This window comes from Pedobacter sp. 05L430, from assembly GCF_056397585.1.
Window position 1 is genome coordinate 1 of the sequence record NZ_JBFTNT010000245.1, and the last position, 6468, is coordinate 6468.

Annotated in this window: 7 protein-coding genes; 5 read left to right on the plus strand and 2 right to left on the minus strand. The window is 37.2% G+C overall.

What is annotated here, in order from left to right; all coding sequences use genetic code 11:
* Positions 1–247: 247 nt before the first annotated feature.
* The 4 genes from AC1DG9_RS21275 to AC1DG9_RS21290 all read left to right on the plus strand — a co-directional run bounded on the left by AC1DG9_RS21275 (position 248) and on the right by AC1DG9_RS21290 (position 4542).
* Positions 248–1123 carry an NmrA/HSCARG family protein gene (locus AC1DG9_RS21275; protein ID WP_337716240.1) on the plus strand — a complete coding sequence of 292 codons (876 nt, stop codon included), beginning with the start codon at positions 248–250 and terminating at the stop codon, positions 1121–1123.
* 132 nt (positions 1124–1255) lie between these two features.
* On the plus strand, positions 1256–2158 hold the full coding sequence (locus AC1DG9_RS21280; protein WP_477635196.1) for an NmrA family NAD(P)-binding protein: 903 nt from the start codon (positions 1256–1258) through the stop codon (positions 2156–2158).
* 535 nt (positions 2159–2693) lie between these two features.
* Entirely contained in the window at positions 2694–3590 is an 897-nt protein-coding gene (locus AC1DG9_RS21285) for a helix-turn-helix domain-containing protein (protein ID WP_337716236.1), read from the plus strand.
* A 661-nt stretch (positions 3591–4251) separates the two neighbouring features.
* Positions 4252–4542, plus strand: coding sequence for a hypothetical protein (locus AC1DG9_RS21290; protein ID WP_216854484.1), 291 nt, complete (start codon positions 4252–4254; stop codon positions 4540–4542).
* Between the two features lie 57 nt (positions 4543–4599).
* On the opposite strand, the gene AC1DG9_RS21295 is transcribed toward AC1DG9_RS21290, so the two are convergent.
* Together AC1DG9_RS21295 and AC1DG9_RS21300 are read right to left on the minus strand one after the other, a co-directional pair.
* Positions 4600–4785 carry a hypothetical protein gene (locus tag AC1DG9_RS21295; protein WP_337716234.1) on the minus strand — a complete coding sequence of 62 codons (186 nt, stop codon included), beginning with the start codon at positions 4783–4785 and terminating at the stop codon, positions 4600–4602.
* 5 nt (positions 4786–4790) lie between these two features.
* Complete coding sequence (locus tag AC1DG9_RS21300; RefSeq protein ID WP_172662940.1) at positions 4791–5510, minus strand: DUF3667 domain-containing protein; 720 nt, start codon at positions 5508–5510, stop codon at positions 4791–4793.
* 160 nt (positions 5511–5670) lie between these two features.
* On the opposite strand from AC1DG9_RS21300, the gene AC1DG9_RS21305 reads away from it, so the two are divergent.
* The gene (locus AC1DG9_RS21305; RefSeq protein WP_172662939.1) at positions 5671–6432 is read left to right on the plus strand and encodes a response regulator transcription factor; all 762 of its coding nucleotides are present in this window, start codon (positions 5671–5673) and stop codon (positions 6430–6432) included.
* Positions 6433–6468 lie beyond the last annotated feature (36 nt).

Here is a 6468-nt window from a genome sequence, read left to right on the forward strand (position 1 = left end):
TCTTTAGTAACATATAAATGTTACAAGAAACTGCCTGTAAAATGGCTTTGATTATATTTTATATGATTGGTCTATTACTTTAACAAAATCGTAGCACATCCAATACATCATTAAAACTTCAGTATTTACTGGGGTTTTATTTTTTTTAAAGGCGTATCCTTAAAATGTATCGTATCTCCCTTGTTTTGTATAACTGGCAAATTAACCCATCTCCTAATTTTGTTTTATAATTTAAATATGTGAAATTATGAAACAAACAATTGTAGTAATTGGGGCAACAGGCTCACAAGGTAAGGGTGTGGTAAATACACTTGTAGAGGAAGGATCTTTCAATGTAAGAGCAACAACCCGTAATCCTGAAAAATATTCAGGCAAGGCACATGAAACAGTTTTTGCAGATTTGGACGATTTACAGTCATTAAAAGTTGCCTTTAAGAATGCCTATGGTGTATTTGTGGTTACCGACTATTGGGCAGGTGCAGACGAAATTACCCAAGGAAAAAATGCCGTGGAAGCAGCTAAGGAAGCAGGGGTGCAGCATTTTGTCTGGTCAACACTTCCTGATGTAGGAGTAATCAGTAACGGTGAATTTGAGGTTCCACATTTCTCAAATAAATCAAAGGTAGATGATGTGGTGAAAAATGCAGGGTTCAAATACACTACATTTGTTGAAGCTCCATTCTATTTTCAAAACCTTATAGGTCCGCTTGCACCGCAGAAAAAAGAAGACGGCACAACTGGTTGGATGCTGTCACTTGACCCTACAAAAGAAGTAATCCATTGGTCAGATATCAACGATATGGGAAAAGTTGTGGCTGGTGCATTTTTGCAGCCTGAAAAAGCTGGCAATGGCAATTACCTTGCGCTTGCAACGGAACTGTACAGCTTTAACAATATTCTCGAAGCCTATAAAAGACAAGGTAAGGAATACACCTATACAGTAATCCCTGGTGAAGTATTTGCAACTGTATCTAACAGAACAAAGGAATTGAAAGAACTGTTCGGATATTGGGAAAAATACACCTACATGGGACCTGATTCAGCGTCAAGGATTGACTTGGCAAAAGAAATTGCTACCGGTGAATATGTAAGATTTGACGAATGGTTAAATCAAAATAAATAGAATTCGCGGGCGAAAAGTAAAATAAGCTTATAGCGTGGAATGTCATCGAAGTTGTGCACGCTCTGCGGAATGTGCTTTCCGTGTGGAAATTTATTAAAGAATAACATTAAAGAATAATAGGAGAAAAATTCAATGGATATTAGTCAGGCTAAAACGCGAGTGCTTGTTCTAGGCTCCAGTGGGCAAGTAGGTAAGAAACTGCTCTCTCASTTAGAAGGGAGCTCAAACCTTAACGTCAGGACGACTTCCCGCAGATTGGAAGAGGTTCAACGTAGGCGTGCAGAGGGGCAAGATATCGTTCACCTTGATCTGGACGATCCTCGAACTTTCGGCGCTGCGCTGGCTGGTGTAGATCGAATATTTCTTCTGACCGGATACACAGTTGCCATGCTTACACAGAGCAAGACACTGTTGGATGCAGCACGGAAAGCCGGCGTTGAGTATATAGTGCATCTGGGTGTGTTTGGAGAATGGGATTGCACGAGCCCAGCCTTCGCCTGGCATCAACTGGTTGAGGCTTATATCAAAGCTAGCGGAATGGCCTGGACATTCCTGCATCCAAATACGTTTATGGAAAACATACTCACCCTATACCTAAAGGGTGATACCCTCACCACTTATTGGAACGAGCACCGGATGGGTTGGGTGGCCGCAGCGGATGTTGCTCTAGTTGCGGCTACCGCGCTTCGGGAGGGGCCGGCCAGGCACGCTGGGAAAGACTATTGGTTAAGTAGCGATGTTGCCACAGGCGCTGAGCTCTCCATACTTCTAAGCGACATCCTGGATAAAGAAATTACTCCCAACCACCTTGGCCCTGCGGAATTTCAGGCTGTTTTCACGTCGGCAAGTATCCCGGTAGAGACCTGGTATGCGGATGGCGGCGTCGAGGTCATGCGTCAGGTGGTGGATGGGCGGATGGGCTATATCGGAAGCGTTCGAAATGATGTTCCGCATGTAACCGGACAGCAAGCCATGACCCTTAAGCAATGGATTCTGAAGCATCGGCAGGAGCTGATTTCGGGTATTGGGCAGTAGCTGTCTGATTACGGCACATCATTGGCCTAAGACAGCGCGTTATAGATTTTAGCCTTAAGGTCGCCTGTACCGCTACCTCGCAGAAGGGTTGGCAAGAGCAGGTTCGAATTGGATGCGTTGATCGACCCTCTGACTGGGGCAGGACTTAATTGATCATAGCCGAAGGATGACGGTGGCTTGGACGAAATGAAAGGACGTGAGTAACTGCTTGTCTTCCGGTTACACCTGCCAGAGATATTCGTCATTTAAACTATAAAGAAATATAAACTGACTCAGTTGATTAGACAACAAAATTCTTGCTGTCAATCAGCTTGACCCTGATTAACTTAAAGCGCTTGGAGCCATTATTAAACTTAAGGGGTGGGCCATTAAATACCCGGACAGACAATGGTTTTCGATAAAAATCCATTGTCTGTTTAATAAGTAGGTATCTGATATTAGACCAATTAATATCCCTTTCAGATAAAGAATCATTGGAAAAAGGGAATCTTAAATTTATCATTGAAAAATAATTGTAAATTTCAGTAGATTAAACATGAAACATTTTAAGACTATAACCGAGATGTATAAAACAAACGGATTTCCTCCACCGGAAAATCCATTGCTTGGTGTTCTAACATTTGAAGACATAAAAGGCTGCAATTTTGTTTATTCGGAATTCACACTGGGTTTTTATAAGATTGCTTTAAAAAAGATGAAATCTGGCACGCTTATGTACGGAAAGACCAAGTATGATAGCGATACCGGTTCTATGTTTTTTATGAAACCCGATCAGATCATACAGATGAATGACATTGAATTAGAAGATAACGGATTCATCATCTTTATAGATGAAGATTATTTGATCAATCATCCACTTCATGCAACAATTAAAAAATACGGCTACTTCGATTACGAGGCTAATGAGGCACTACATCTATCCCCTAAAGAAGAAGAAACCATTTGGAATCTCTTTAATAAAATACGTGAGGAATATTATAACAACCAGGATAATCTCAGTAGAGAGATAATGATTGGCTATATTGAGTCCATTCTGAAATATTCGTCAAGATTTTATAATCGGCAGTTCTTGAACCGGACTATTCTGTCTGGCACAATAATTTCTAAGTTTACAGAAATCCTAAATGCATATTTTGAGAGCGGAAACCTTCAAAAGCATGGATTGCCAACGGTAAAATATATGGCATCTCAGTTATCATTGTCGGCAGGATATCTTAGCGATCTATTGAAACAGGARACCGGCAGGACTGCCATAGACCACATTCATTTAGCACTAATCATCGAGGCAAAAAACATATTGATGAGTACGGACAACACTGTAGCAGAAACTGCATTTCAACTTGGTTTTGAAAATCCCCCTTATTTTTCACGCTTATTTAAAAAAGCTGTTGGGATTACCCCTACTGAATATAGAAATCAGTTCTTGAATTAGTCAAATATTAATACATTTAGTTACTGATTTTTTCTAAAAATCTTGGTAGAGATTCTTTTAGAGGTTTGGAAAACTGGAATCAGCATAATAAAATTGACGATAGCCTTGGCCAAATCCTACTAAATGATTATATTTGTATCACACAAAAAGTTCTTTAAAACACATCAAAACAGGTCAAATAAAATGGTGCCCCATTCAGGACCCCAATTTTAAAACCCTTTGAAATAACGCCATTTAACCGGATTTTATCGATATAAAGTGATTCCAGCGGGATCACAAAGAACAACACAAAAACCTGCAAGTTAGATTATTGCAGGTTTTTGTGTTTTAGTACCCTCCCCCTCCAAAAAAAAAAGAAACGGAATCCTATAGCTGCCTGGTTTTGGTTTGTATAACCAAAATAGATAAATGCCAAAAGTAGTATCATTGTTCTCACATCAAACACACATTAGGCACACTTTTTTCACAAAAAGGTACCTGTTTGTGGATTTGATGTGAAGGAGGTGTGAATAAGGGATCAATTCCAAAAAGTTACGCGAAATAAAAATATTGACAATCAGCGTTTTATTTGTCTTTCTCAAAACTATGGGTCCTTATATATTTTAGGGATACTAAAAGGCATAATTATTGAACCCACTTCATTACACACAAATAAACACATATGAAAAAAATAATTTTAATCTGCCTGGCGGTAATAGCTTTAGGCTGCAAGAGTATGTCATATCAAGAATCCTCAATTAAGATCGGCATGTCAGAAAATGAATTCAAACAAGCTAACCGCTCTGCGGAATTGATGTCACTCGATAATAATGGCACAAATATTTATCGTATTATCTCCAGAGGAGTAATTATCGCCAATGCTGAACCTTATTTATTCTTTTATTTCCACGACGGTAAGCTGACGCGTTTTGTGAAATCAGATCGTATAGACGACTATAAGTTTATTTGGTAAAGCAGAATATAAGCAAGGCGCAGTTGGAGTATCATCACAGCCAACCTAGGTTGGCTGCTATTCCTCTCTTTTAACGTTTTTAACAAGAAAGTAAACAGACATTACAAAAGTCAATATATATACAATAGCTAATGCTGGTTTTTCAAATTTCAAATTTTCAAAATCAAACTGTTTAAAAATAGTCCATCCTAAAATAATTGCTATAATTAGGAATAAGAATGATTGCCCTTTTTTAATGCTCATAAGTTTTAATGTCTAATTATTGTGTCTATTATTGCCCCAATCATTATTGCCGTCAATGCAAAAGTGATCATACCTAAAATGTAAGCAAAAAATGCTTTCACATAATTAATGGCTTTTCCTTTTTCATAAAATTGTCCAATTGCCCAAGTAGTATAAACAAACCCAACAATACCTGCAGTTTGCATTAGGTTAAAATGTGTTAAACCTTGAATAATTATGAAAACTGAATAAATCAACATTCCCATTCCAATCACAAAACACAGAAGGATTAAAATTTCAAAAATGTTTAATTTATATTTTCTGAAAAATAGCTTTGTCCATAATGCAATAAAAATACCCATGATTATATTCGCATAACCATAATGTCCCTGTATCCATTTAAAAATTGCACTCGTTGTAGATTTATGATCGTCTAAATAATTTACATAACCATCTTCAATATGGAAAAAGTTGCTAAATGTTGAATAAATAAGAGATGTAACAATAATGAAAATTATTGGCTTAACAAGTCGACTTCTGTTATCTGAAAGATAGTTTCTTACGTTCTGTCCTGGATTTGCTATAAGTTCTTTTATAGTGTATAGGATCCCACGTTCAAAATGCAAAACATGTTCAATTTCATGAATAATGTAGTGTCCATCAATTCTTTTAAGCTGACTAGGTTGTCCGCAGTTTGGACAGTATTTTGAAGTTAATTCGAGGTTGCAGGTTTTACAATTTGTCATTTGTTTTGTATGTCTGTATTTTGGCCGTTAGTGTGGTTTCATACCATTTTGGGATAGCTCTCTCTTAGCTATGCGAAAAATGTTTCTTGTAAAAATCCGCACAAAAAAAATCTCAAAAACTACACTTTAGTGTAGATTTGCTAATAAGCCCTAGTAGCTAATGAAAAGCAACATTAATTCAAGCCTGCTTACCAAGAATAAGGTTGAAAGAATATCAGATTACGACCATCTTCAACAGCAACATTATTTGGAAGTCGTAAAGTCTTTTGCAAGGTTAACATATGAGAGTATATATGTTATTGATTATGAAAAGATGGCGTTTGAATACGTTTCAGAAAACCCATTGTTTTTATGCGGGTATTCTTCTGAGGAAGTGTTGGAGATGGGTTATGATTTCTATTTTAAAAATGTTCCTGAAAGAGATTTGGAACTGCTAAACCTCATTAATGATGCAGGATTTGATTTCTATAAAAAACTGCCTGGTCACGCGAAAAAATCATATAGCATAACTTACGATTTCCATTTAGTTAATAAGGATGGTAAGCATATTCTCATCAATCATAAGCTTACCCCGTTGTTTTTGACAAGCGATGATCAGTTATGGAAAGCAATGTGCATCGTTTCTATTTCACATCATAAAAATGCAGGCAATGTTTGTATTCATAAACAAGGCACAGATGAAACCTGGGAATTAAATATAGAAAATAATGTTTGGCGTAAATCAGAGAAACCTAAACTCACAAAAAGGGAGATCGAGATATTGCGTTTGCATGCGCAAGGATTAACAATTAATCAAATTGCAGAAAAAATATTTGTTTCTGCTGACACAGTGAAGTATTATAGGAGACGGATTTTTGAGCGTTTAGGTGTGAGTAATATTGTTGAAGCCCTTTCTTACACTGTTAACAACAAGATTATTTAGCTTGTATAGGCTATAGATCTCATCTCTGTTTACTAG